Source organism: Mesorhizobium sp. M0030 (assembly GCF_040323695.1).
Taxonomy (GTDB): domain Bacteria; phylum Pseudomonadota; class Alphaproteobacteria; order Rhizobiales; family Rhizobiaceae; genus Mesorhizobium.
On record NZ_JAMYVE010000005.1, the window covers coordinates 211,942 to 235,341 of the forward strand.

The window sequence follows — 23,400 nt, forward strand, 5'->3', positions numbered from 1 at the left end:
AACGAGGAGGAAGACCCCATGTCCGGCAAAATCAGCGCACTTGACTTGGGTATCGCGGAACTGAGCGAGGCGACAAAAGCCTATTTCGCCAAATGCGAGGAAAAGCTCGGCCTGGTTCCCAACGTGCTTCTTGCCTATGCCTTCGACGAGAAGAAGCTGCGCGCCTTTACCGAAACCTACAATGATCTGATGCTGGGTGAATCCGGCCTGTCGAAGCTGGAACGGGAGATGATCGCGGTCGTCGTCTCCTCGATCAACCATTGCTATTATTGCCTGACCGCGCATGGCGCGGCGGTGCGCCAGCTCTCCGGCGATCCGGCTCTCGGCGAGATGATGGTGATGAACTTCCGCGCTGCCAATCTTTCACCGAAACAGACGGCGATGCTCGAATTCGCCGTCAAGCTGACGGAAGAGCCGGCAAAGATCGTCGAGGCGGACAGGGAAGCACTGCGCAACGCCGGCTTCACCAACCGCGACATCTGGGACATCGCCTCGACCGCCGCCTTCTTCAACATGTCGAACCGCGTGGCGGCGGCCATCGACATGCGCCCGAACGACGAATACCACGCCATGGCGAGGTGACCAATGACGATAGATACGTCAGGCAAGTGGTGGGTTGGCAGCGAGCCCACTGACATCGGAGAATACTTGGAAGCCTATGGCGCCGACAACGCCGAGGTTCATGACTTCAGGCTCGCCCGCTGCAAGTGCGGTTCCATCTCGTTTCTCCTCGATGCCGACGATGACGAGGGTGTGGCGCGACGAACGTGCACGGTCTGCGGATCCGAGCATCTTATCTGCGACAGTGCGGAATTTTGGGACGAAGCCCAGCCGGAACGATGGGCGTGCACCGAGTGCGGCTCCGAAGCTGCAAACATCGGCGTCGGGTTTTCCATCTACCCGGAACGTGACGGCGTTCGCTGGCTGTATGTTGGCGTACGATGCGCGGCCTGTGGCGTTTTGGGATGCTTCGCCGGCTGGAAAGTTGGCACGTCTGATAGCATGGATCTATTGGACAAAGTCTAGCTTTGAGGTTCCCATAGAAAGGCGGTCAGGATCGCGCCGCGATGGCCCCGGCAGCGCCGGCCATCGTCGTGGCGCTGATGCGGTTGGCGATCTTCATCGCACGCTTGCTCTTCAACAGTTTGCGCGCCTGTGACGCCGCGATCACCCAGGCGAGATCGATGGCGATGAGCACAACCGCCATCGTCGCCGTCAGTTCGACCCAGCCGACGATGCTGACCGAAGCGAGGTCGATGATCGTCGGCAGCAGCGCCAGATAAAACATCATGATCTTGGGGTTGCCGAGCGTCACCGCCATGCCGGCAAAGAACAATTTTGCCGGCGAGTCCTCACGCGGCATCTCGCCTTCTTTAGTGTCGACCGGCGCCGTCCACATCTTCCAGGCGAGGTAAGCGAGGTAGGCGACGCCCACCCATTTCACGACGACGAAGGCGAAGTGAAACGTCTGCGCCACGACCGCCAACCCGAACACCGCCAGCGACAGCCAGATGCCCTCGCCGATCCACATGGCAAGCAGGAACGGGAACACGTCGCGAAAGCCTTTCGAGATGACGCGGGCAACAAGTGCGGCGATCGACGGGCCGGGCGAACCGGCAGCGACGAACAAGGCGGCGGCGAAGATCAGGAGCGAAGTGAGGTGCATGACGGAGCCTTCGAGCGTTGGATGGCAAACGATATCCGGTCGGCGTCAATTTGGCACCCCTCTGCCTGATGGGCCAACGAACGCGACACATTTCGGAGATCGGACTTGCCCGTGCCAGCGGTTTGAGAAAGGATCGCGGCCGTGAAATCAATCGTCATCCACGCCGCAAAAGACCTGCGCATCGAAGAGACCGATTCGGGCGCGCCTGGCGCCGGACAGGTCGAAATATCGGTCGAGGCCGGCGGCATCTGCGGCTCGGACCTGCACTACTACAACCATGGCGGCTTCGGCGTGGTGCGCCTGCGCGAGCCGATGATCCTCGGACATGAGGTCGCCGGCACGGTGAAGGCGCTTGGCGCCGGCGTCTCCAGCCTCGTGGTCGGCGACCGCGTCGCGATTTCGCCCAGCCGGCCCTGCAATGCGTGCCGCTACTGCCTGCAGGGCGTGCAGAACCAATGCCTCGACATGCGATTCTACGGCAGCGCCATGCCGATGCCGCACATACAGGGGGCCTTCCGCCAGCGCCTCGTCGCCGAGGCTTGGCAGTGCCACAAGATCGCCGACTATGTCTCCATCAACGAAGCCGCCTTTGCCGAGCCGTTCGCGGTAACGCTGCATGCCGTCAACCGCGCCGGCTCGCTGCTCGGCAAGCGGGTCTTGGTCACGGGCTGCGGGCCGATCGGTGCGCTCAGCATCCTTGCCGCACGTGTCCACGGCGCGCGTGAGATCGTCGTCACCGATGTCATGGACGCGGTTCTGGCCAAGGCCAACGAGATCGGCGCCGACCGCACCATCAATGTCGCCACAGATGCCGACAAGCTCGCTGGCTACAATGTCGAGAAGGGCAGTTTCGACGTCATGTTCGAATGCTCCGGCAATGAGCGCGCGGTGCGAGCCGGGCTCGATGTGCTGAAGCCGCGCGGGGTGCTCGTGCAGCTCGGCCTAGGCGGCGACATGTCGCTGCCTCAGAATCTCATCGTCGCCAAGGAGATCGAAATGCGCGGCTCCTTCCGTTTCCACGACGAGTTCGCGCTGGCCGTCGATCTGATCAACAACCGTCGCGTCGACGTCAAGCCGCTGCTGACCGGCATCTATCCGATGGACGAGGCGGTTGCGGCCTTCGAGATCGCCGGCGACCGCAACAAATCGATGAAGGTACAGATCGCCTTCGCCTGAGCATGGCGAGACACCCGCTATTAACCTTGCCCGCTCGGCATCTTGCCGCTAGAAGAGCCGTCCCGACATCCATTTCGAGCTTCATTTTGCCTCAGTAACCGCCGGTCTCGCCAACTCCCCTGATCACGCTTGGCAGGGCGCCGCATTAAGCGGTGCCTGCTCCATTTCACGTGTTCCTCAGGCGGCGGTTCGAGACCGGTTTGGCACTGCTGAACCGTTGTCGCGCGCTTTGCCGCCCGTGACAGCTGATTTCCGACATAGCTAGCTCTCGCCACGCCGTGCCCGCATGGGCATCTCGCCATTGCCGACCTGAAGAACTTCCACACTGGAAGGTCTTCCGGCTTGTCCCAACATCTCGCTATCCACTGGGCAATCGCGCCCGAAATCGCACCTCGACCCCTGATCCACTGCAACCGCTGCGGCGCCGTGAAAGCCTATCGCTGCAGCGACAAATTCCGCGTCAACGCCAATGGCAAACGCATTGATGTCTGGCTGATCTATCGCTGCATCGACTGCGACAATTCGTGGAATTTCGGCATTTTCGAACGCTGCAACCGCCGCGACATCGAACCCGCGCTGCTGGCAGCGCTCGAAAGCAACGATCCGGCCCTCGCCCGCCGCCATGCCTTCGATGTCGTGGCTTTGCGAAACCGGGTCGGCCGCGTCGAGGAGTTTCCCGATGTCGCCGTTCACAAACACCGGCTCGGCGGCGAAGGCCGACCCGCAGCCGCGCTTGAAATCAGGCTTGGGCTGGAAATGCCGACATCGCTGCGGCTCGACCGTCTGCTCGCCGGCGAACTCGGCATCTCCCGATCAAGGCTTCAGGCGCTGGAGGAGAAACGATTGCTGTTTGTCGTTTCCGAAGGCGCCAGGGCTTTGCGCAAGCCGGCTCGCGATGGCACGATCGTGCGAATTGATCTCTCCGGCGAAGCCGACCGAGAAACCATCATCTCAAGGGCGAGCAGATAATCGAAATAGGGCGAAGCACATCGGTGCTTCGCCCCTCTCGAATTTAGACAATCAGACGATTACGCCGCGCCCACAACCTTGGCCGACTTCTCGAAGCGCTTGCGCTCGTTCGGGTCGAGATAGAGCTTGCGCAGGCGGATGGTCTTCGGCGTCACCTCGACCAGCTCGTCGTCCTGGATCCAGGCCAGCGCGCGCTCCAGCGTCATGCGGATCGGCGGCGTCAGCTTCACCGCCTCGTCCTTGCCGGCGGCGCGGATGTTGGTCAGCTTCTTGCCCTTCAGCACGTTCACTTCGAGGTCGTTGTCACGGCTATGGATGCCGATGATCATGCCCTGATAGACCTTGACGCCCGGGTCGATGATCATCGGGCCGCGGTCTTCGAGGTTCCACATGGCATAGGCCACTGCCTCGCCCTGTTCGTTGGAGATCAGCACGCCGTTGGTGCGGCCCGGCAGTTCGCCCTTGTAGGGCTGGTAGGCGTGGAACAGCCGGTTCATCACGGCGGTGCCGCGCGTGTCGGTCAACAGTTCCGACTGGTAGCCGATCAGTCCGCGCGTCGGCGCGTGGAAGACGATGCGCTGACGGTTGCCGCCCGAAGGCCGCAGCTCGACCATCTCGGCCTTGCGCTCCGACATCTTCTGCACGACGATGCCGGCGTGCTCCTCGTCGACGTCGATGACGACTTCCTCGACCGGCTCCAGCAATTCACCGTTCTCGCCCTTCTGCATGACGACGCGCGGACGCGACACGGCGATTTCAAAGCCTTCGCGGCGCATCGTCTCGATCAGCACGGCCAGCTGCAATTCGCCGCGGCCGGAAACGAAGAACGAATCCTTGTCGGGCGATTCCTCGATCTTGAGCGCGACATTGCCTTCGGCTTCGCGCAGCAGGCGGTCGCGGATGACGCGGCTGGTCACCTTGTCGCCTTCAGTGCCGGCGAGCGGCGAATCGTTGACCAGGAAAGACATGGTCACGGTTGGCGGATCGATCGGTTGCGCATGCAACGCCTCGGTCACCGCCAGGTCGCAGAACGTGTCGGCGACGGTGCCTTTGGACAGGCCGGCAATGGCGACGATGTCACCCGCCTGCGCCTCTTCGATCGGCTGGCGCTCGAGGCCACGGAACGCGAGGATCTTGGAGATGCGCCCGGTTTCGATCTGCGTGCCGTCATGGTGGAGCACCTTGACCGCCTGGTTGGACTTCAGCGTGCCGCTCTCGATACGGCCGGTAATGATGCGGCCGAGGAACGGATTGGCTTCCAGGATGGTGCCGATCATGCGGAACGGGCCGGGATGAACGGTCGGCTCCGGCACATGCTTGATGACGAGGTCGAACAGCGGCGCCAGGCCCTGGTCCTTCCGGCCTTCCGGATTTTCCGAGACCCAGCCATCGCGGCCAGAACCGTAGAGGATCGGGAAGTCGAGCTGCTCGTCGGTGGCGTCAAGCGCTGCAAACAGGTCGAACACCTCGTTGACCACTTCGACGTGGCGGGCGTCCGGACGGTCGATCTTGTTGATGACGACGATCGGCTTCAGGCCGACCTTGAGCGCCTTGCCGACGACGAACTTGGTCTGCGGCATCGGGCCTTCGGCCGCGTCGACCAGCACGATCGCCGAATCCACCATCGACAGGATGCGCTCGACCTCACCTCCGAAATCGGCGTGGCCGGGGGTGTCTACGATGTTGATGCGGGTGTCCTTCCAGTCGACCGAGGTCGCCTTCGCCAGGATGGTGATGCCGCGTTCCTTTTCGAGGTCGTTGGAATCCATGGCGCGCTCGGCGACGCGCTGATTGTCGCGGAAGGAACCGGATTGCCGCAGCAATTGGTCGACGAGGGTGGTTTTTCCATGGTCGACGTGCGCGATGATCGCGATATTACGAATTTTCATTTTGTGGTCTCGGGAGCGTTGCAGGCAGCAGGCCAAAAGGCGCCGCCTCTTTCGGTTGCGCGGCTCATACAGGGTTTTTCGCAATTGCGAAAGAGGAGGCGCACCACCAAATACTCATCAAATCTTAAGCATCTCGGTGTGAGATGGTTTTGTTAACCAAGGCGGGAACCTTTCTGGGCCCGGGTAGTTCGAAATTCATGACCGACAAACTCAACCGATTTTGGCCACTCATCGCTTCGGTCGCATTTGCTGCCCTGCTGGCGGCCAATGCCGCTCAATCGGCCGCCACGGTGAAGGAAGCCAATCCGGCTTCGTCGTCCGACCGGACGGCCGAGCAGATGTTTGCCGACGCCCCTGATGGCGTCGACCCCGTGGTCACCGGCCCGGTCAGCGCCTCTTTCAAGCAGAGGCAGCAGGTTGCAGGCTGCGACAGCGCGGTGTGGCCGAAGATTCCGACGGTTTGCTACCCGGACTGACGGCTGCCATTCCAGGCATAGCGATCCTTCGCACCGACCCAAAGGCTTACGCCGACCGCACCGGATCGAGCGTCACCTTGTAAAGCTCGATGTCGTCGCGATCCATCAGCCGCACGGTCAGCTGCTCTGTCGCCCCTGAAATGTCCACCAGGCCAAAGAACTGCAGGCCGGCCGAGGGTGGCAGGTTCTGGCCCTGTTCGGTGGTCGGCGCCTTGATGAATTTCAGCTCCGGGCCGAAGGTCATGTCGAAATCATTGGGACCGAAGGTACCGGCGTGGATCGGGCCCGAGACGAATTCCCAGAAAGGATTGAAATCCTGGAACCGCGCCTTGTCGGGGTTGTAATAGTGCGCCGCCGTGTAGTGGACATCGGCGGTCAACCAGACCGTGTTGGTGATGCCGGCAGTCTTGATGTAGCGCAACAGGTCGGCGATCTCGAGCTCGCGGCCTTTGGGCAGGCCATTGTCGCCATTGCTGATGGCTTCCGCGCCGACCTTCTTGGCGCCGTCGTCCCAGACGACGAGGCCGAGCGGCATGTCGGCGGCAATGATCTTCCAGGTCGCCCTGGAATTCGTCAGCTCGCGCTTCAGCCATTTCGTCTGCTGTTCGCCCAGCATGCGTGACTGCGGCGTCATGTCCTCCTGCATGTCGGGGCCGTTCGGGCCGCGATAGGAGCGCATGTCGAGGAAGAACACGTCGAGCAGCGGCCCATGCGCGATCTTGCGGTAGACGCGGCCGGGCTCGGACGGCTCGTAGCGGATCGTCGTCATCTCATGGAAGGCGCGCGCCGCACGCGCCGCGAGCACATAGATGGATTTTTCGGTGTAGCGGCTGTCGGCGCCGAGATTCTTCGAATCCGACCAGTTGTTCAGCACCTCGTGATCGTCCCACTGGTAGAAGGTCGGGCAGATGGCGCTCAAGGCCAGAACGTTTTTGTCCATCATGTTGTATTTCCACTGGTCGCGGTACTCATCCAGCGTCTCGGCCACCTTGCGCTTGCCGTCGATCAGGACGACGTTTTTCCACTTGCCGCCGCCAGGCAGGTCTACCTCGTCCTTCATGGCGCCATCGGCATAGATGGTGTCGCCGGAATGCAGGAAGAAATCCGGCGTGTGCCTGGCGATGGTGGCGTAGGTTTTCATGCCGGTCTCATCGATTCCCCAGCCCTGGCCGGCCGTGTCGCCCGACCAGGCGAATTTTATGTCGCGCTTCGAGGCGGGTGCTGTGCGGAAACGGCCGACGATCGGTTCGGAAACGGCGTTGATATCCGACAGGTCGGCGGCAGTCATCCGGTAGAAGATATCCTGGTCGGAGGCGAGGTCGGTAAGCAGGCGCTTGACCGTGAAGTCGCTGGCCGGCGAGGTATCGAGCGGCGCCAGCCGCGTCGCATTGGCGAAGTTTTCCGTCGACGACACTTCGAACATGACGCGCGAAGGCCGGTCGGTGCGCGTCCACACCATGCCGCTCGAGGCATCGACATCGCCGGACTGGACGCCATGGGTGAAGGCCGGGCGCTGGCTGGCGCGCGAATAATAGGGCAAAGCGAGCCCCGATGCGCCGAGCAGACCGGCGGCGCTGGCAGAGGTGACGAAAGCGCGGCGGGTCAACGAGATCTTGTTCATGGCTGTCTCCTGATGGCTTCGAACGGTGCCAGCAAGCTCCAGCTTCAATGCTTCAGCCACATCTCGGGAAGATGAAACTTTGATAACAATCGACAGGTGATCTCCGCCCTTGAGGGGGGAGATGTCGCCGAAGGCGACAGAAGGGGGTCGCCTCGCTTGGAGCGCCGACCTCTGCGCAAGAGGCTGAGTCCGGTCGCACGGACCCCCTCTGGCCGCTTCGCGGCCATCTCCCCCCTCAGGGGGGAGATTAGTACCGCGCCTTACGCCGCTTGCGGCTCCGGATCGAAAGCCGGCCTGCTCGTATTGATCAGCAGCGACAGACACGCAGCCACGATCGCCGTCATGCCGGCGATCAGGAAGGCCAGTTCGTAATTGCCCTGCAATTCGCGCATGGTGCCGCCGAAGGCAGCGGCGGTGGCGGCGCCGACCTGGTGGCCGGCTACGATCCAGCCGAACACGATCGGGCCGCTGCGGTCGCCGAAGGCCTCGTTGGCGAGCCTGAGCGTCGGCGGCACGGTGGCGATCCAGTCCAGACCGTAGAGCACGGCGAAGATGATCAGGCTGGTCGCCGAGAAGCCGGAATAGGGCAGATAGATCAGCGCCAGACCGCGAATGCCGTAGTAGACGCCGAGCAGCTTGCGCGGGTCGAAACGGTCGGTGAGCCAACCCGACAAAGTCGTGCCGATCAGGTCGAAAATGCCCATCAGCGACAACAGGCCCGCGGCCTGCACCTCGGGGATGCCCATATCGCCGCAGAAGGAGATCAGATGCGTGCCGACCAGCCCGTTGGTGGTGAAGCCGCAGATGAAGAAGGTGGCGAACAGATACCAGAAGACGCGGGTGCCGGCAGCGCGGCGCAGCGTGTTCAGCGTATGCGCCAGGAAATTGCCTTGCGATGCCGGCGATACCGGCGGCACGTCATCGGTCCCGGCGCCATAGCGCACCATGCCGATCGAAGCGGGACGCTCCGGAACCAACAGCCAGACCAGCGGCAGAAGACAGGCGGTGGCGATCGAGACGGCGGTAGCGACGGGCTGCCAGCCGCCCGACTGGGCGAGCGATGCCAGCAGCGGCAGGAACACCAAGAGGCCGGTGGCGCTGGAGGCCGACATCAGCCCCATCACCAAGCCGCGATTGGTCTTGAACCAGCGGTTGACGATGGTGGCGCCGAGCACGGTGGCGACCGCGCCGGAGCCGACACCTGAAAACACGCCCCAGGTGAGGAACAGATGCCATGGCTCGGTCATCAGCAGGCTGAGCGCGGTCGAGCCCGACATGATCACAAGCGAGGCAAGCAGCGTGCGGCGCAAGCCGATACGCTCCATCAATGCGGCGGCAAACGGCCCGGTCAGGCCGTAAAGGAAGATGCCGATCGCGGCGGCAATCGAAACCGTATCGCGCCCCCAGCCGAAGCTTTTATCCAACGGCAGCATCATCACCGAGGGTGCGGAACGAAGCCCGGCCGCGATCAACAAGCAGAGGAAGATGACGCCAACCACGACGAAAGCGTAGCGCTGGCCAAAGGGACGGGATTGAGCTATCATGTTACTGACCGGTACGGGGTGAGGACATGTATACGTACCGATCGGTAACACGTCAATCGAGTCATACCATGCCAACGGACAAAAATATTGAACTGACCATCAAAGACGGTCATGCAGCCGCACCGCCCAAGGCTGCCAAGAAAATCCTCGACGTGGCGTACGACCTGTTCTACCGCCGCGGCATCCGGGCGATCGGCGTCGACGAGATCGTCAAGCGCGCCGGCGTCACCAAGCCCAGCCTCTACCGCAGCTTTCCCTCCAAGGACGAGCTCGCCGCTTCCTATCTCAGGCAATATGACCGTGAGTATTGGGAGCGTTTCGACGAAGCCGTGGCTGCCCATCCCGGCGACCCGCGGGCACAGCTCAGGGCTTTCCTGACTCGCGTCGGCAAGCGCACGCAAAGGCCGGACTATCGCGGCTGCGGCATGACCAACGCGGCGGTGGAATATCCCGAACATGGCCATCCGGCGCGTGTCGTCAGCGAGGCCAACAAGCAGGAGCTGCGCCACCGCCTGCGCGCCATGGCCGCAGCGATGGGCGCTAAAGACCCTGACACGCTCGGGGACGGCCTGCTGCTGTTGATCGAAGGCGCCTATATCAGCGGCCAGCTCTTCGGCCTCGGAGGCCCGGCGGCAGCGGTCGCCCGCAACGCCGACCTGCTGATCGAGGCGAGCTTGAAGAAATAACATTTCGAACGTGGCGCCGCCCCTCACCTGCCGGCATCCTTTCCCGGAAATGGGGCGAGGAACGCTCTCATCACGATTTCGCCAATTGCCAGCGTTGCAAGGTTGTCGCCAGCGGCGCAGCCGGCCACTTCTCCCGTTCAGGGGGAGAATTGCCCGGCAGGGCGATTTGGGCGGCGCCAACGTTGAGATTGGCACGCTAGGCCGGCCGCAGATTTGGCGATAGGCTGGGGCGAACTTCACGGGAGACGTCCGCATGCGAACCCTGCTGCTTGTTCCATTCGCCCTCGCCGCCCTATCCCAAACCGCCCATGCCGACGGAATATCCAGCGTCTACACCGACCTCGACTCGCAAAAGGATTGCGTCACCTATGCGCAGGCCGAGGAAGGTGACGGCGACTGGGCCGAACTCGCCTGCTCCGGCTATCGCGGCTATCCCGTGCTGATCGCCTATGACGATGCGCGTGAATCGCTATTCTACGGGTTTCCGCCCGGCGGCGAGATGACCTCGGTCTGGGAGAGCTTTTCCGGCTTCAACTCGTCAGGCGCCAAGGTCGAATGGCGCATCGAGACCAAGGGCGACGTTGCCGTTCCGTTCGCGGTGATCCACCGCCGCTCGATCAGCAATCCCGAGGATGAGAACAAGCCGACCGAAGTGCTGCTCGTCGCCAAGGTCGCCCAGATGGAAGCCCGCGACGGCTGCACCATCGGCCTCGTGCTGGCCACCGGCAACCCGCAGGCCAATGACCAGGCGCGCAAGCTGGCGGACGAGGCGAAGAGTTTCGCCTGTGGCAGGGACAAGCACGCCGTCATCGGCAACGTGCCGGCGTTTGGTCGGGTGGATAACTAGCCACGTGGGTGCAAGGCACCCCCCTCTGCCCTGCCGGGCATCTCCCCCTCAAGGGGGGAGATTGGCAGCTTCGCTGGCGGCGCTTTTTCTTTCGGCGCTGAAAATTGACGAAAGCCGTTGCGACATCCGATCTCCCCCCTTGAGGGGGAGATGGCCGGCAGGCCAGAGGGGGGTGCCTCGCGCTGGCGTTTGCCGCTTACTTGAACGAGACGCAGGCCTCTCTCGGCGCTACTTTGCCGCCTTCGCCCGTGCGATCGCGTCGACGATCATCTTCTTGGCGTATTTGGAATCGTGCCAGCCTTCGATCTTGACCCATTTGCCGGGCTCGAGATCCTTGTAGTGCTCGAAGAAGTGCTGGACCTGGTCGCGGGTGATCTCGGGCAGCTGCGTGTATTCGGTGACGTTTTCGTAGCGCAGCGTCAGCTTCGGCGACGGCACGGCAATGACCTTCTCGTCCTGGCCGGCATTGTCTTCCATCACCAGCACGCCGATCGGTCGCACATTGATGACGCAGCCCGGCACCAGCGCGCGCGTGTTGCAGACCAGCACGTCGATCGGGTCGCCGTCGCCCGACAGCGTGTGCGGCACGAAACCGTAATTGCCGGGGTAGCGCATCGACGTATGCAGGAAACGGTCGACGAACAGCGTGCCGGCCTCCTTGTCCATCTCGTACTTGATCGGCTCGCCACCGATCGGCACCTCGATGATGACGTTGATGTCCTCGGGCGGGTTCTTTCCGATGGCAATGGCTTCGATACGCATGCTTAAATCCCTCTCTCGATCTCCAAGATCGATAGCGGGCGGCGCGGCATGGTGCAATGCGGCGATTGGTGCGAAGCGCTAACGGAAGCGCACGGTTTATGATGATTTGTAACCGAGGCCGGTCATTCCCAGACGAAGGCGACCTTCTTGAGCGCCCTCTGCTCGAAAATCTCGACGCCTTCGGCGACGTCACGGCCACCCGCGCCGGCATAGAAGGAAAGTGCGTTCTGGTTGTCTTCCAGCGCCCACACCACCATTCCCTTCAGCCCGTGGTCGGCAAGCCGCGCCCGCGCCGCCTTGAACAGCCGGCTGCCGAGCCCGATGCCCTGATATTCCGGACGCAGGTAAAGTTCGTAGATTTCGCCCTGTTGCTTCAGCTCGCGGGCGCGGTTCTTGCCGATCGTGGCATAGCCGGCGATGGTGCCGCCGATCTCGACCACCAGAACGGTGGCGGCGCGGCGGATGGCGTTGGCCCACCAGTCGGCGCCGCGGCGGTTGATCATCGAGGTCAGCGAGCGATGCGGGATGATGCCGGAATAGGCGCCCTCCCAAGCCTGCTGGTGCACGTCCGCAATGGCGCCAGCGTCGCGCGGTTCGGCTTTCCTGATGTCGATGCTCAGCGTATTCATGATTTGTTAACCATAAACCCGCATCGGCCATTTGCAAGAGTCGAGGTCAGCCCGCCGACCGCTTTCTCACAGCCGATCGCGACACTGCTGACAATGGGCAAAGCCTGCCTGGAAAACGCACCCAGCCGGCGCGGTCAGGCGTCCGTCCGGGTAGCGCGTGCAGGCTCTTCAGATCTCGACGAGATGATCGTCCAGCTCATTGGCGTCGCCCGACGTCACCGGGAAATGCTCGGCCAGCACCGCGCCGACCTGGCCGACCGCCTTGACGAAGCCGCCGGCGAGTTGGTCGTCGCCGGCATGCTGCAGGAGATCGCGCACCACGCCGTCCCAGACATGCTGGCCGACCTTGCTGTCGATGCCCGAATCGGCGACCACTTCGGCATAACGCTCGGCGATCGACACGAAGACCAACACGCCGGTGCGCGCCGTGGTGCGGTGGACGTTGCGGGCGAGGAACTGCCTGAGCGCATTGTCATGTGCCGCCTGGTAACGCTGCCGGCGCGGCACCAGATGGATGCGCAAGCCGGGCAGCGCCCACAAAAGCACCAGCGCCGAGGCCAGTGCCGACAGTTGGACAATGACGAAATGCGGCAGCCGGATCGACAGCCACCAGGCTTCCAGCCCATAGGCGACGGCGAGGCTGGCAATCAGCATGCCTGATGTCGCCATGAAGGCGGCGGGAAAGAAATAGCCGTCGCTGGCATGCGCAACGACGCAGTAGATCTCGCCGTCGGTTTTGGCCTCGGCCGCGCGGATCGCGGTGGCGATGCGCTCATGGTCCTGTGGGCTGATCGGTCGTGTTGCCATCTTCTCTCACCAGCTCCCTGAAGACCCGCCACCGCCAGACGAACCGCCGCCGCCTGAAAACCCGCCGCCGCTGCTTGAGCCCGAAGACCAGCTGCTGCCCGAACTTCCCGATGACCATCCGCTGCCCGACGACGAACTTGTTGTCCAGCTGCTGGAGCCCGAGGACGATCCGCTCGGCCCCTGGCCGTAGCGAAAGGTCATGCCCAGCCATTTATACACGCCCGGCGACAGCTTGGTGCCGAAGATCGGCGGCAGGAAGGCCATCGCCAGGCCGCCGAAGAACATCGCCGCCCACAGGATCAGGAAGACCGCGACGACGGGATCGATGGGCGTGCTGCGGTCGGCCGGGTTGCGCTTGCCGCGCGCCTCCAGCTCTTCCGGGTTGCCTTCCAGCACCATGACCATGTCGTCGACGGCCTTGGAAATGCCGCCGGAGAAATCACCGGCGCGGAACGCCGGCACCATGTCGTTTTCGATGATCAGTTTGGTGTGCAGGTCGGTCAGCGTGCCTTCCAGCCCGTAGCCGACCTCGATGCGCATCTTGTGGTCGTTCTTGGCCACCAGCAGAAGCACGCCGTTGTTTTCGCCGGCCTGGCCGAGTTTCCAAAAGCGGAACAGCCGGTTGGCGTAGGGTTCGATCTCCTCGCCGTCGAGGCTGTTGATCGTGGCGACGACGATCTGGTCGGAGCCTTTGGTCTCGAAATCCGTGAGCTTCTGCGTCAGTGCCGCCTTGGTCGCGGCGTCGATAATACCGGCATTGTCGACCACCCGCCCGGTGAGTGCCGGCAGGTCTGCCGCCAAAGCTACAAACAGCATGGTGAGCATCGTCAACAGCGCGATGCCGATCGTCGCGGCTGCGCGGCCAGGTCTTGGCGGATTGAAGACGCGTACTGTCATGCCGTCACCAGTTCCCCTCAACCACCATGACTGTCCTCAATCACCATGATCATGTCGTCGACCGCTTTGGAAATACCGCCGGAGAAATCCCCGGCGCGGAAGGCCGGCACCATGCCTTCAATGATCCGTGTGGCGTGCTGGTTGGTGAGCGTGGCTTCCAGCCCGTAGCCGACCTCGATGCGCATCTTGCGGTCGTTCACGGCCACCAGCAGAAGCACGCCATTGTTCTTGGCCTTCTGGCCGAGCTTCCAAGCGTTGAACAGCCGGGTGGCGTAAGGCTCGATCTCCTCGCCGTCGAGGCTGGGAACCGTCGCGACGACGATCTGGTCGGAGCCTTTGGTCTCGAAATCGGCCAGTCTTTGGGTGAGCGCCGCCTCGGTCGCGGCATCGATGATGTCGGCATTGTCTACCACGCGTCCCGCGAGGGCGGGCAGCTCCGCTGCCAGCGCCGCGACGCTGACGAGCAAGACCAGCAAGGCAGCGCCGGTCATCGTGGCGAAGCGGCCATGCCAGGGATTGGCGATGCGTGTGGTCATCTCTTCACCAGCTTCCCGAGGAGCCGCCGCCGCCGGACGAACCGCCGCCGCCGGAAAAGCCGCCACCACCGCTTGAACCCGACGACCAGCCGCCCCCGCCCGAAGACCAGCCGCCGCTGGATGACCGCTTGTGCGGCTCGAATGTCATGCCGAGCCAGCGATAGCGGCCGGGACCGAGTTTTTGGCCGAAGATCGGCGGCAGGATGGAGGCGGCCATGCTGCCGAAGAACATGATTGCCCAGATGCTGATGAAGACGCCGAAGAACAGATTGTCGGTATTGATGGGCGGCTTCTGGTTGCGCTCGCCGCGCGCCTCCAATTCCTCCGGATTGCCTTCCAGCACCATCACCATGTCGTCGACGGCCTTGGAAATGCCCCCGGAGAAATCGCCGGCGCGGAACGCCGGCACCATGTCGTTTTCGATGATCAGCTTGGTGTGCAAATCAGTCAGCGTGCCTTCCAGCCCATAGCCGACCTCGATGCGCATCTTGCGGTCGTTCGGCGCCACCAGCAGCAGCACGCCGTTGTTTTCCTTGGCCTGGCCGAGCTTCCAGAAGCGGAACAGCCGGTTGGCGTAAGGCTCAATCTCCTCGCCGTCGAGGCTGGGGATGGTTGCGACGACGATCTGGTCGGAGCCTTTTGTCTCGAAGTCGGCGAGTTTCTGGGTGAGCGCGGCTTTGGTGCCTGCATCGATGATCCCGGCATTGTCGACGACGCGGCCGGTCAGCGCGGGGAGGTCGGCGGCGAAGGCGGTGAGGGGCAGGAAGACGGCCAGAAAGGCGAGAAGAACACCAAGGTTGGCGTTCCTTCGCGTCCCCCTCTGTCCTGCCGGACATCTCCCCCTCGAGGGGGGAGATTGGCAATCTCGCTGCCGACGCTCAGCCGGCAACGCTGATAATTGGCGCAAGGACAGAAGACAGCTGATCTCCCCCCTTGAGGGGGAGATGTCCGGCAGGACAGAGGGGGGTGTGAAGGAACGCAAGGCTGGCAAAGGCCAAGCTCACCCAGGCGTCATCATCCGCCCTGCTTCGTGCCGAAATCGACCTTCGGCGGCTGCATCTTGTCTTCTTCGACGGTGAAGTTGGCGAAGGGCTCGTTGCTGCGGAACCAGAAGGTTGCCCATAGCACGGACGGAAAGGTCCTCAGCGTCAGATTGTAATCCTTGACCGCCAGGATGTAGTCGCGCCGCGCCACGGCGATACGGTTCTCGGTGCCTTCGAGCTGCGCCTGCAGCGCCAGGAAATTCTGGTTGGCCTTGAGGTCGGGATAGGCCTCCGACACCGCGATCAGCCGCGACAGCGCGCTGGTCAGCCCTGATTGCGCATCCTGGAACTTCTTGAGCGCTTCGGGGTCCTTCAGCGTTTCCGGCGTCACCGTGATCTGCGTTGCCTTGGCGCGCGCCTCGACCACCGCATCGAGCGTGTCCTTTTCATGCGAGGCATAGCCCTTCACCGTCTCGACCAAATTGGGAATGAGGTCGGACCGACGCTGATACTGGTTCAGCACCTCGCTCCATGCCGCCTTGGCGTTTTCCTCCGCCGTCGGGATGGTGTTGAAGCCGCAGCCGGCGAGCAGAGGCAGCACGACGGCCATCATCAGCACGGCCGGCAGACTGCGGAAAGGGAAGGCAAGGCGCTGGGCAAACATGGTGAGGTCCCTCGACAGAAGTTGCATGCGAAGCATTAGCACAATCCGCGCTCAAGAAAATGTCTGCCGCTGGCGCGCATTCCTGGCGCGCATTCATGCGCCGGCGAGGCCTGTGATTGATCGCGCGAACACGGTATGGTTGCCGGCAAACAGGACAGGATCATGGCGGAAGGCCGCGACGATGACAGCGAATCGCGCCGCATTATCGAGCGCGTGGCGAACGAGGGCGGCGTTGGCGGCGCATCGCTGGTGTCACGGGCAGCGAAAGGCGCGCGCGATCATGTTACCGCAGCCGAGGCCGACCGATCCGATCCGATCGAGGTCTGGGGCACCCGCATCGGTCGCGCACTTGGGCTCATCGTCGCCCTCGGCCTTTTGATCTGGCTCGTGTACTACGTCTCCCGGGGCAGCTAGAGCATGATCCTGAAAAGTGGGAACCGGTTTTCTCGGACAAACGGGAACCGTTTTGTCCGGAGATCATGCTCCAACCAAAGAGATAGATCAGGATGACGATTCAACGAAAAATTATCCGTATCTAGGATTTTCCATGAACAGCGAAAAAGCCGACGCGCCGCGCGCGGTCATCGTCATTTCCAGCCATGTCGCCCGCGGCTCGGTCGGTAACCGCGCCGCCGTGTTTGCGCTGGAGACGCTGGGCTTTCCGGTGTGGGCGGTACCGACGGTCATCCTGCCCTGGCATCCGGGCCATGGCCGCGCCACGCGCATCGTGCCGCCGCTCGACCAGTTCAAGGCGCTGATGGCCGATCTCGAGCGCGCGCCCTGGCTGGGCGAGGTGGGCGCGGTGCTGTCGGGCTATCTCGGCGAGGCCGGCCAGGCCGAGGCCGTCGCCTCGCTGGTTGCGGCGGTCAAGGCCAAGACGCCGGACGCGATCTATATATGCGATCCGGTGATGGGCGATTCCGGCGGGCTCTATGTGCCCGAGCCGACGGCCGCCGCGATGCGCGACCGGCTGATGCCGATCGCCGACATCGCCACCCCCAACCGCTATGAGCTGGAGTGGATGGCCGGCGCGCCTTTGCCCGATCTGAAATCGGTGATCTCGGCCGCCCTCCATGCCGGACCGTCAACAATGCTGGTGACGTCGGCACAGTCGATGATGACCGGCGGCACCGGCAATCTGCTGCTTGACGGCACCCAGGCGCTGCTGGCCGAACACCGCCTCATCGACAAGCCGCCGAATGGCCTCGGCGACCTGACTGCGGCCGTCTACCTCGCCCGCATCCTGTCGGGGCAGCCGCCGATCAAGGCGCTGCAATCGACCACCGCCGCCGTCTACGAAATCCTGGCGCGAACCGCCAAGCGTGGCGGCGACGAGTTGCAGCTTGAAACCGATGCCCAGAGCCTGTCGCATCCGATGGCGATGGTGCAGCTGCGCCACCTCACGCATCCGGGGCGGGACCGCCGGGCGTGACCTCGACCGTGGTCGTCGGCGTAGACGGCTGCAAGGCCGGCTGGATCGCCGTCCGCCGGGATCTGAATGCCGCGCCGTCAGTCCGCGTCTTTCCCAGCTTTGCGGCCCTGCTCGACGCCTTGCCCGCCGATGCGACAGTGGCCGTCGACATGCCGATCGGCCTGCCGGACGTCTCGCAAAGAGGCGGGCGCGGGCCGGAGACCTTGGTACGGCCAATGCTCGGAGCACGGCAATCCAGCGTCTTCTCTATCCCGTCCCGCGCGACCCTCTACGCCGACATCAGCGACTTCACCACGGTCGAGGCCTGGTATGAGGCGCATCGGCGCGCCAGCGAGGTGGCCAAGGCGACCTCCGATCCGCCACGCGGCGTCTCGATCCAGGCCTTCGGCATCTTTGCCAAGATCCGCGAGATCGACGCGCTGCTGATCGCACGTCCGCAACTGCGCCGCCGCGTCTTCGAATCGCACCCCGAAGTGGCCTTCTGCCGGCTGAACGGCGAAAAACCCATGACGCTGCCGAAGAAGATCAAGGGCGCAGTCAATCGTGCCGGGATGGAAGAGCGCAAGGCACTGCTCTGCCGGCACGGATATACCAGAGCTTTCCTTGACCAGCCGCCGCAACGCGGTGCTGCCGCCGACGATTTCCTCGACGCCGCAGCGATGATGCTGATTGCCGGACGCATTGCCGGCGGCGAGGCAAAGCCGTTTCCCGACCCGCCGCTTGCCGACCGTTTGGGCATTCCCCTGGCGATCTGGGCGTGAGGCAAGCGGCGAGCCATGCGTGCGGCATGGCGATTTGCGACGAAGCCATCCGCAATTCGGCATTGCCCGCGACGGGCATTTGCCGTTAGAGCCTTTCTAACTTGAAATGAGCTGCCGTCGCTAACCCCGAAAGGCTTCATCCCTAGCCCATGCCCCATCTCCCCGAACATCTTTGGACCGGCTACCGCAACTTCATGAATGGCCGCTATCTCACCGAGAGCGGACGCTATCGCGAGCTCGCCCGCGAGGGGCAGGCGCCCGAAACCATGATCGTTGCCTGCTGCGATTCCCGCTCTGCCCCCGAGGCGATCTTCGACGCCGGTCCGGGCGAACTGTTCGTCCTGCGCAATGTCGGCAATCTGGTGCCGCCCTATGCACCGGACGGCGAGTTCCACTCGACCTCGGCCGCGCTCGAATTCGCCGTGCAGAGCCTGAAGGTGAAAAACATCGTGGTGATGGGCCATGGCCGCTGCGGCGGCATCCGCGCCGCGCTCGACACCAATTCGGCGCCGCTGTCGCCCGGCGACTTCATCGGCAAATGGATGAGCCTGATCGCGCCGGCGGCCGAAACCGTTTCGTCCAGCACGTTCATGACGGCAACCGAACGGCAGACGGCGCTGGAGCGGATTTCCATCCGCTATTCGATCGCCAATCTCAGGACCTTCCCTTGCGTCTCCATCCTCGAAGGCAAGGGGCGGCTGTCGCTGCATGGCGCCTGGTTCGACATCTCGACCGGCGAGCTCTGGGTGATGAACAAGGACACCGGCGACTTCGAGCGGCCGGATTTGACGTAGACCCATGATCCCGAAAAGTGGGAACCGGTTTTCGGATAAGGGCATGGTCAAATAAGAGGAGGCAAGAATGCGGGTTTGGCCTGCGATCGCTTTCGCCGTAGCGGCGCTGCTGATTTCGCTCGTCCCTGCCCGCTCCGATGACGGCGCCATTATCGACCGCTGGTATTCGGCGCTGCTGGTCGCCGATCGCACCGAATTGTCGGACCTGCTCGCCGACGATGTCCGCATCAAGCTCGACGATCTCGGCGTCGTACAGTCGAAGCAGGAGTTCATCGCGTCGATCGACGAATGGAAGGGCGCGGTCGCCGGCGCCGCAATCCGGCATCGCGTCGAAAAGAGCGAGGCCGGCGTCACCACTGTCATCGCCTGCTATGATTTCCCCAACAATGACATGCTGATGCAGGAAACGTTCGCCGTCACCGGCAACCGCATCACCGCCAGTTCGCAAGCGGCGATCGCGGAAAATTGCGACGGCTTCTGACGCGGGCTTGAACGGCCGCGCTGTTGCGCCGCGCCAGTCATCGCCCTACATCGGTCAGCAAGCTCCGCCAATCATCGAAAGATCCCCCATGCCGTCCACGAAAACCGTCGATATCGCCGCCCATCCGCTGACCAAATGGCAAGGGCCGCTCGGCCTGCCGGATTTTGCCAGCATCGGCGACGGCGATTTCTCCTCGGTGTTCGACGCGGCGCTGAAGGCTCATGAGGCCGAAATCGATGCGATCGCCGGCAACAAGGATGCGCCCACCATCGAGAATACGCTGGCAGCCCTCGAGCTCGCCGGTGAGCCGCTCGACCATGTCTCGTCGATCTTCTGGTGCCGGGCCGGCGCCCACACCAACGATGCGATCCAGGCGCTGGAACGCGATATCTCGCCGAAGATGTCGCGGCATTTCTCGGCGATCTCGATGAACGAGAAACTGTTTGCCCGCATCGACGACCTCTACCAGCGCCGGGAGACGCTAAAACTCGACGTCGAGACGCTGCGGGTGCTGGAGAAGACCTGGAAAGGCTTTGTGCGATCGGGCGCAAAACTCGACGCCGACGGCAAGAAGCGGCTGGCCAACATCAGCGAGGAGCTGTCCTCGCTCGGCACCACTTTCGGCCAGAACGTGCTGGCCGACGAGCGCGACTGGGCGCTGTTCCTCGACGAGGCTGATCTTGCCGGCCTTCCGGACTTCGTGAAGAGTTCGATGGCCGAAGCCGCCGAGACGCGCGGCCAGAAGGGCCGCTACGCCGTCACTTTGTCGCGCTCAATCTATGAGCCGTTCACGACCTTTTCTGAACGCCGCGATCTGCGCGAGACCGCTTTCCGCGCCTTCACCATGCGCGGCCAGAATGGCGGCGCCAGCGACAACACCTCAGTGGTGCGCGACATGCTGAAATTGCGCGCCGAAAAGGCCAGGCTGCTCGGCTATGCCTCGTTCGCCGCGCTGAAGCTCGACGACACCATGGCCAAGACGCCGAAGGCGGTGCACGACCTCCTCGACCCGGTCTGGGAGAAAGCGCTGGAGAAGGCCGCCGCCGACCAGAAGGAGCTGGAGCGGCTGGCGACCAAGGCAGGCAGCAACGAAAAATTCGCCGCCTGGGACTGGCGCTTCTACCAGGAGAAATTGCGCGCCGAAAAATTCGACTTCGACGAGGCGGAACTGAAACCCTATCTGCAACTCGACCGGGTCATCGACGCCTGCTTCGACGTCGCCACAAAACTGTTCGGCATCACTTTCGAGGAGAAGAAGGGCATCGCCGCCTGGCATCCCGACGCGCGCGTCTTCGTGGTGAAGAACGCCGATGGCAGCGAGCGCGGCCTGTTCCTCGCCGACTATTTCGCCCGATCCTCGAAGCGTTCTGGCGCCTGGATGAGCGCGCTGAAGTCTGGCTACAAGCTTGGGGATGGCTCAAAGCCGGTGATCTACAACATCATGAACTTCGCCAAGCCGCCGGCGGGGGAAGCGGCGCTGCTGTCGGTCGATGAGGCCAAGACCCTGTTCCACGAATTCGGCCATGCTTTGCACGGCATGCTGACCGACGTCACCTGGCCGTCGGTGGCGGGCACCTCGGTTTCCCGCGATTTCGTCGAACTGCCTTCGCAGCTCTACGAGCACTGGCTGACGGTGCCCGCAGTGCTGGAAAAGCATGCGCTGCATGTCAAGACCGGCAAGCCGATGCCGAAGTCGCTGCTCGACAAGATGCTGGCCGCCCGCACGTTCGGCGCAGGTTTCGCCACGGTCGAGTTCACAGCGTCGGCGCTGATCGACATGGCGTATCACGCGCGGCCGGATGCGCCGGCGGAACCGCTGCGTTTCGAAGCCGAAACGCTGGAAAAGCTTGATATGCCCGACACCATCGCCATGCGTCATCGCACCCCGCATTTCGGCCATATCTTCTCCGGCGACGGTTATTCAGCCGGCTACTATTCCTACATGTGGTCGGAAGTGCTCGACGCCGACGCCTTCGCCGCCTTCGAGGAGACTGGCGATCCCTTCAACCCGGCGCTGGCGGAGCGGCTTCGGAAGAATATCTATGCCGCCGGCGGGTCGAAGGATCCGGAGGAACTTTACACGGCGTTCCGCGGCAAGATGCCTTCGCCGGAAGCGATGATGGTGAAGCGGGGATTGCTATAGCGCCGCCTTGTCTCCCCCCTCGAGGGGGAGATGGCCGCAAAGCGGCCAGAGGGGGTCGGTCCGACTGGGCTCGACCTCCTGCGGCAGATGAAGGTCGGCGCTTCACGCGCGAGGACCCCCTCTGTCGCCTTTGGCGACATCTCCCTCTCAAGCGGGGAGATCACCAGCGCCAAGGATCCGCCACCCGTGGCCACACCGGCCGCGTCAGCTTCTTGTAATCCGTCACCGCCGGATTGCTCGGATACGAACTCGGCGCCGAGACATAGATGATCTCCGCCGCGATCGGTTCAAAGCCGGCGTAGAAATGGTTGGTCGACTTGATCAGCAATATGTCCTTCGACAACGGATCGATGCCAATGTTCGAGAAAATATCCGGCTCGAAGGTCTGCGTGCGGTTGGTGTTGAGGATGATGTCGATTTCGGTGCCTTCGATGCGCACCAGCGCCGTCGGCCCGAGCGTCACCCGGCTTGGCCCGAAGCTCTGCCAGCCCTCAGGAACCGCCTTTAGCACCCGCACCTTGGCGTCGATCGGTTCGCCGGCAAGCGGCCCGGCCTTGCCGCCGAAGCGCAGGTCGATGACGGCGCCTTCGCCTGCCGCCTGGCAGAAGGTGACAGCGTTCGGGTCCCAGATCGTCGCCACGCCAAAATTGTCAACGCCCCGTTCCAACATTGCGCGCAGCACAACGGTACCGTCGCCGGCGACGCCACCGCCGGGATTGTCCCAGATGTCGGCAATCACAACCGGCCTGCCGGGGTTTTCCTTGCGCACGGCCAGTGCCCGCGCGATGCCGTCCTCGGTGTTCAGCATCGTCATCGCCGTCCTTTCGCGCATGGCGTAAAGCTCGCGCCCGAGCCTCTCCGCCAGCGCATCGCCCTTGGCCTTGTCATTGTCGGTCACGACCAGGATGCGCGTGCCCATTTCGGGCACGTCCGCGGCCATGAAGCCGTGGATGACCGAGACCGACAGCACGCCGTCCTTGCCGTGCAGCGCCTTGATGCGGTCGACGAAGGAGCGCATCGGCTCGCGGCTGGTCGGCAGCACTTGGATCATGCGGCAGTCGAAGGTCGAGATCACCGGCTTGATCTCGCCGCGCGCAGCCGCCAGTCCAAGCTCGACGACATGTTCGCCGCGCTCATAGAAGTCGGTGTGCGGGAATTCGAGGAAATAGGCCATGACATTGCATGCCGCGACGCGCTTCGGCGTCAGGTGGCTGTGCGGATCGAGCTCCACGGCGACCACCACATCCGGCCCGACGATTGCGCGAACCCGTTCCAGCAGATCGCCTTCGCAATCGTCATAGCCTTGCGCCACCATGGCGCCGTGCAGGCCGAGGATGACGGCGTCGACCGGCAAGGCTGCCTTCAACTGGCCGAGAATCTCGTCGCGCAACGCCTCATAGGTCTGCCGCTGCACCAGCCCGCCCGGCTCCGCCCAGGTGGCGGTGCCTTCGACGACGGTCAGCCCTTCGGCAGTCGCACGCCGGCGCAGCGCGACCATCGGCGAGGAGCACAAGGTCGGCGTGTCTGGATGCTTGCCCGGCCCGGCATAGAACGCCATCTCGAACGACGCCCGGTCGGTCGGCACCGGCGAGAAGGTGTTGGTTTCGGTCGCCAGCGAGGCGGTGAAGATGCGCATG

General features: G+C 63.4%; 24 protein-coding genes and 1 pseudogene. 13 read left to right on the plus strand and 12 right to left on the minus strand.

Annotation, left to right across the window (positions count from 1 at the left end; translation table 11 throughout):
• The first annotated feature begins 18 nt into the window (after positions 1–18).
• Positions 19–582 carry a peroxidase-related enzyme gene (locus NKJ80_RS13065; RefSeq protein WP_352497683.1) on the plus strand — a complete coding sequence of 188 codons (564 nt, stop codon included), beginning with the start codon at positions 19–21 and terminating at the stop codon, positions 580–582.
• A 3-nt stretch (positions 583–585) separates the two neighbouring features.
• Entirely contained in the window at positions 586–1,026 is a 441-nt protein-coding gene (locus NKJ80_RS13070) for a hypothetical protein (RefSeq protein WP_023736823.1), read from the plus strand.
• A gap of 25 nt (positions 1,027–1,051) precedes the next feature.
• Here the strand turns inward: NKJ80_RS13070 and NKJ80_RS13075 are convergent, their stop codons facing one another.
• Positions 1,052–1,666 carry a LysE family translocator gene (locus NKJ80_RS13075; protein ID WP_352497684.1) on the minus strand — a complete coding sequence of 205 codons (615 nt, stop codon included), beginning with the start codon at positions 1,664–1,666 and terminating at the stop codon, positions 1,052–1,054.
• Positions 1,667–1,807: 141 nt separating this feature from the next.
• Between NKJ80_RS13075 and NKJ80_RS13080 the strand changes: the two genes are divergently transcribed.
• The gene (locus tag NKJ80_RS13080) at positions 1,808–2,842 is read left to right on the plus strand and encodes an L-idonate 5-dehydrogenase (protein WP_023830137.1); all 1,035 of its coding nucleotides are present in this window, start codon (positions 1,808–1,810) and stop codon (positions 2,840–2,842) included.
• Positions 2,843–3,184: 342 nt separating this feature from the next.
• Positions 3,185–3,811: a DUF1062 domain-containing protein gene (locus NKJ80_RS13085; RefSeq protein ID WP_352497685.1), complete on the plus strand. Its 627-nt coding sequence runs from the start codon at positions 3,185–3,187 to the stop codon at positions 3,809–3,811.
• 59 nt (positions 3,812–3,870) lie between these two features.
• Here NKJ80_RS13085 and typA read toward each other — a convergent pair whose 3' ends face one another.
• Entirely contained in the window at positions 3,871–5,700 is a 1,830-nt protein-coding gene (gene typA / locus NKJ80_RS13090) for a translational GTPase TypA (RefSeq protein ID WP_352497686.1), read from the minus strand.
• Between the two features lie 197 nt (positions 5,701–5,897).
• Between typA and NKJ80_RS13095 the strand changes: the two genes are divergently transcribed.
• Positions 5,898–6,176, plus strand: coding sequence for a hypothetical protein (locus NKJ80_RS13095; protein ID WP_352497687.1), 279 nt, complete (start codon positions 5,898–5,900; stop codon positions 6,174–6,176).
• Positions 6,177–6,222: 46 nt separating this feature from the next.
• Here the strand turns inward: NKJ80_RS13095 and NKJ80_RS13100 are convergent, their stop codons facing one another.
• Complete coding sequence (locus NKJ80_RS13100; protein WP_352497688.1) at positions 6,223–7,797, minus strand: alkaline phosphatase D family protein; 1,575 nt, start codon at positions 7,795–7,797, stop codon at positions 6,223–6,225.
• Between the two features lie 260 nt (positions 7,798–8,057).
• Positions 8,058–9,341: an MFS transporter gene (locus NKJ80_RS13105; protein ID WP_031244297.1), complete on the minus strand. Its 1,284-nt coding sequence runs from the start codon at positions 9,339–9,341 to the stop codon at positions 8,058–8,060.
• 68 nt (positions 9,342–9,409) lie between these two features.
• Here NKJ80_RS13105 and NKJ80_RS13110 point away from each other — a divergent pair, with 68 nt between their 5' ends.
• Both NKJ80_RS13110 and NKJ80_RS13115 read left to right on the plus strand, forming a co-directional pair.
• The gene (locus NKJ80_RS13110) at positions 9,410–10,027 is read left to right on the plus strand and encodes a TetR/AcrR family transcriptional regulator (protein ID WP_023698744.1); all 618 of its coding nucleotides are present in this window, start codon (positions 9,410–9,412) and stop codon (positions 10,025–10,027) included.
• A gap of 253 nt (positions 10,028–10,280) precedes the next feature.
• Positions 10,281–10,874 carry a hypothetical protein gene (locus tag NKJ80_RS13115; protein ID WP_352497689.1) on the plus strand — a complete coding sequence of 198 codons (594 nt, stop codon included), beginning with the start codon at positions 10,281–10,283 and terminating at the stop codon, positions 10,872–10,874.
• Positions 10,875–11,102: 228 nt separating this feature from the next.
• On the opposite strand, the gene ppa is transcribed toward NKJ80_RS13115, so the two are convergent.
• From ppa to NKJ80_RS13150, 7 genes and pseudogenes are all read right to left on the minus strand, one after another.
• Complete coding sequence (gene ppa / locus NKJ80_RS13120) at positions 11,103–11,636, minus strand: inorganic diphosphatase (protein ID WP_023668623.1); 534 nt, start codon at positions 11,634–11,636, stop codon at positions 11,103–11,105.
• 122 nt (positions 11,637–11,758) lie between these two features.
• Complete coding sequence (locus tag NKJ80_RS13125) at positions 11,759–12,265, minus strand: GNAT family N-acetyltransferase (RefSeq protein ID WP_023668622.1); 507 nt, start codon at positions 12,263–12,265, stop codon at positions 11,759–11,761.
• Positions 12,266–12,433: 168 nt separating this feature from the next.
• Positions 12,434–13,072 carry a TPM domain-containing protein gene (locus NKJ80_RS13130; protein WP_352497690.1) on the minus strand — a complete coding sequence of 213 codons (639 nt, stop codon included), beginning with the start codon at positions 13,070–13,072 and terminating at the stop codon, positions 12,434–12,436.
• Positions 13,073–13,078: 6 nt separating this feature from the next.
• On the minus strand, positions 13,079–13,969 hold the full coding sequence (locus NKJ80_RS13135) for a TPM domain-containing protein (protein ID WP_352497691.1): 891 nt from the start codon (positions 13,967–13,969) through the stop codon (positions 13,079–13,081).
• Between the two features lie 35 nt (positions 13,970–14,004).
• Positions 14,005–14,460, minus strand: a pseudogene (locus tag NKJ80_RS13140) (TPM domain-containing protein); the annotation flags it as partial.
• A 49-nt stretch (positions 14,461–14,509) separates the two neighbouring features.
• Positions 14,510–15,280 (minus strand): TPM domain-containing protein, encoded by a 771-nt coding sequence (locus NKJ80_RS13145; RefSeq protein ID WP_352497752.1) that lies wholly within the window; start codon positions 15,278–15,280, stop codon positions 14,510–14,512.
• 239 nt (positions 15,281–15,519) lie between these two features.
• Positions 15,520–16,152, minus strand: coding sequence for a LemA family protein (locus NKJ80_RS13150; RefSeq protein WP_023681434.1), 633 nt, complete (start codon positions 16,150–16,152; stop codon positions 15,520–15,522).
• Positions 16,153–16,314: 162 nt separating this feature from the next.
• On the opposite strand from NKJ80_RS13150, the gene NKJ80_RS13155 reads away from it, so the two are divergent.
• The 6 genes from NKJ80_RS13155 to NKJ80_RS13180 all read left to right on the plus strand — a co-directional run bounded on the left by NKJ80_RS13155 (position 16,315) and on the right by NKJ80_RS13180 (position 21,763).
• Positions 16,315–16,566, plus strand: coding sequence for a hypothetical protein (locus tag NKJ80_RS13155; RefSeq protein WP_023818268.1), 252 nt, complete (start codon positions 16,315–16,317; stop codon positions 16,564–16,566).
• 133 nt (positions 16,567–16,699) lie between these two features.
• Positions 16,700–17,584 carry a pyridoxal kinase PdxY gene (pdxY, locus tag NKJ80_RS13160; RefSeq protein WP_023668615.1) on the plus strand — a complete coding sequence of 295 codons (885 nt, stop codon included), beginning with the start codon at positions 16,700–16,702 and terminating at the stop codon, positions 17,582–17,584.
• On the plus strand, positions 17,581–18,345 hold the full coding sequence (locus tag NKJ80_RS13165; protein ID WP_352497692.1) for a DUF429 domain-containing protein: 765 nt from the start codon (positions 17,581–17,583) through the stop codon (positions 18,343–18,345). Before pdxY ends, NKJ80_RS13165 begins: the two co-directional genes overlap by 4 nt.
• A 149-nt stretch (positions 18,346–18,494) precedes the next feature.
• Positions 18,495–19,139 (plus strand): carbonic anhydrase, encoded by a 645-nt coding sequence (locus NKJ80_RS13170; protein ID WP_023681438.1) that lies wholly within the window; start codon positions 18,495–18,497, stop codon positions 19,137–19,139.
• Positions 19,140–19,206: 67 nt separating this feature from the next.
• The gene (locus NKJ80_RS13175; protein ID WP_023688839.1) at positions 19,207–19,620 is read left to right on the plus strand and encodes a hypothetical protein; all 414 of its coding nucleotides are present in this window, start codon (positions 19,207–19,209) and stop codon (positions 19,618–19,620) included.
• Between the two features lie 88 nt (positions 19,621–19,708).
• Positions 19,709–21,763 carry a M3 family metallopeptidase gene (locus tag NKJ80_RS13180; RefSeq protein ID WP_352497693.1) on the plus strand — a complete coding sequence of 685 codons (2,055 nt, stop codon included), beginning with the start codon at positions 19,709–19,711 and terminating at the stop codon, positions 21,761–21,763.
• 160 nt (positions 21,764–21,923) lie between these two features.
• Here NKJ80_RS13180 and NKJ80_RS13185 read toward each other — a convergent pair whose 3' ends face one another.
• Complete coding sequence (locus tag NKJ80_RS13185) at positions 21,924–23,399, minus strand: M81 family metallopeptidase (protein ID WP_352497694.1); 1,476 nt, start codon at positions 23,397–23,399, stop codon at positions 21,924–21,926.
• Position 23,400: the final 1 nt, after the last annotated feature.

Excerpts from the sequence above, each read along its gene's own strand:
- NKJ80_RS13065 (WP_352497683.1), top strand. The coding sequence starts at position 19 with ATGTCCGGCAAAATCAGCGCACTTGACTTGGGTATCGCGGAACTGAGC.
- NKJ80_RS13070 (WP_023736823.1), top strand. The coding sequence starts at position 586 with ATGACGATAGATACGTCAGGCAAGTGGTGGGTTGGCAGCGAGCCCACT.
- NKJ80_RS13075 (WP_352497684.1), bottom strand. The coding sequence starts at position 1,666 with ATGCACCTCACTTCGCTCCTGATCTTCGCCGCCGCCTTGTTCGTCGCT.
- typA (WP_352497686.1), bottom strand. The coding sequence starts at position 5,700 with ATGAAAATTCGTAATATCGCGATCATCGCGCACGTCGACCATGGAAAA.
- NKJ80_RS13095 (WP_352497687.1), top strand. The coding sequence starts at position 5,898 with ATGACCGACAAACTCAACCGATTTTGGCCACTCATCGCTTCGGTCGCA.
- NKJ80_RS13100 (WP_352497688.1), bottom strand. The coding sequence starts at position 7,797 with ATGAACAAGATCTCGTTGACCCGCCGCGCTTTCGTCACCTCTGCCAGC.
- NKJ80_RS13105 (WP_031244297.1), bottom strand. The coding sequence starts at position 9,341 with ATGATAGCTCAATCCCGTCCCTTTGGCCAGCGCTACGCTTTCGTCGTG.
- NKJ80_RS13110 (WP_023698744.1), top strand. The coding sequence starts at position 9,410 with ATGCCAACGGACAAAAATATTGAACTGACCATCAAAGACGGTCATGCA.
- NKJ80_RS13115 (WP_352497689.1), top strand. The coding sequence starts at position 10,281 with ATGCGAACCCTGCTGCTTGTTCCATTCGCCCTCGCCGCCCTATCCCAA.
- ppa (WP_023668623.1), bottom strand. The coding sequence starts at position 11,636 with ATGCGTATCGAAGCCATTGCCATCGGAAAGAACCCGCCCGAGGACATC.
- NKJ80_RS13125 (WP_023668622.1), bottom strand. The coding sequence starts at position 12,265 with ATGAATACGCTGAGCATCGACATCAGGAAAGCCGAACCGCGCGACGCT.
- NKJ80_RS13130 (WP_352497690.1), bottom strand. The coding sequence starts at position 13,072 with ATGGCAACACGACCGATCAGCCCACAGGACCATGAGCGCATCGCCACC.
- NKJ80_RS13135 (WP_352497691.1), bottom strand. The coding sequence starts at position 13,969 with ATGACAGTACGCGTCTTCAATCCGCCAAGACCTGGCCGCGCAGCCGCG.
- NKJ80_RS13150 (WP_023681434.1), bottom strand. The coding sequence starts at position 16,152 with ATGTTTGCCCAGCGCCTTGCCTTCCCTTTCCGCAGTCTGCCGGCCGTG.
- NKJ80_RS13155 (WP_023818268.1), top strand. The coding sequence starts at position 16,315 with ATGGCGGAAGGCCGCGACGATGACAGCGAATCGCGCCGCATTATCGAG.
- pdxY (WP_023668615.1), top strand. The coding sequence starts at position 16,700 with ATGAACAGCGAAAAAGCCGACGCGCCGCGCGCGGTCATCGTCATTTCC.
- NKJ80_RS13170 (WP_023681438.1), top strand. The coding sequence starts at position 18,495 with ATGCCCCATCTCCCCGAACATCTTTGGACCGGCTACCGCAACTTCATG.
- NKJ80_RS13175 (WP_023688839.1), top strand. The coding sequence starts at position 19,207 with ATGCGGGTTTGGCCTGCGATCGCTTTCGCCGTAGCGGCGCTGCTGATT.
- NKJ80_RS13180 (WP_352497693.1), top strand. The coding sequence starts at position 19,709 with ATGCCGTCCACGAAAACCGTCGATATCGCCGCCCATCCGCTGACCAAA.
- NKJ80_RS13185 (WP_352497694.1), bottom strand. The coding sequence starts at position 23,399 with ATGCGCATCTTCACCGCCTCGCTGGCGACCGAAACCAACACCTTCTCG.